At 51.9% G+C, this 619-nt stretch carries 1 protein-coding gene; it reads right to left on the reverse strand.

Annotated elements, in window-relative coordinates; all coding sequences use genetic code 11:
- Positions 1-302: 302 nt before the first annotated feature.
- A partial coding sequence (locus H1B37_RS33050; RefSeq protein WP_182871528.1) for a hypothetical protein occupies positions 303-619 on the reverse strand: 317 nt, incomplete at its 5' end.

A 619-nucleotide genomic window follows, 5' to 3' on the forward strand; every position in this document is an offset into this window, starting at 1 on the left:
TGGGAGTTGGGAGTTGGGAGTTGGGAGTTGGGAGTTGGGAGTTGGGAGTTGGGAGTTGGGAGAAAGCGCCGTGGGGAGTGCCGTCGCCCCGTGTGGTGCAGCACCGGACGGCTCGCGTCGTTCCGCTGGCTCGCTGCCGAAAGTCTTGGCGACTTCCGCTACGGCGATTTCGGTGTCACTCTATGCCACTCGTGTCCTAGTATACCCTTCAGATCTAGCACTACCTCGCGCTCGCTCTTTCCAGTTCTTCCATGTCGCATGTGCGTGGATTAACCCTAACTGCAAAAGCGCGATGTAATCTATTAGTGTATTTCCGTATCAAACTTGCTCAAATCGGCAATTGGTTCCCCTTGTTGAGGAAAGTTCAACTCCGGCCATTTCACCCAACCTTCTTTCACTCCAAGCCTATCTCCGTTTGCAAACGCTCGGATATCAGCTTCAACATCCTTGAGGGCCGCAAAGAGGCTTGTCGGCTCGAGCGAATAATCGCCACCGGTAAAAACCGCGACCAGTCCCACCTTATTCGGGTGAAAAACCTTCACAAAAATCCCATCAGACTGAGGCGATGACCAACCTAAACGAAATGCATCATGTGGAATTCTCTTAATAAGTAAAAATC

The sequence above is a fragment of the Stieleria mannarensis genome, from assembly GCF_014154935.1.
GTDB classification, from domain to species: Bacteria; Planctomycetota; Planctomycetia; order Pirellulales; family Pirellulaceae; genus Stieleria; species Stieleria mannarensis.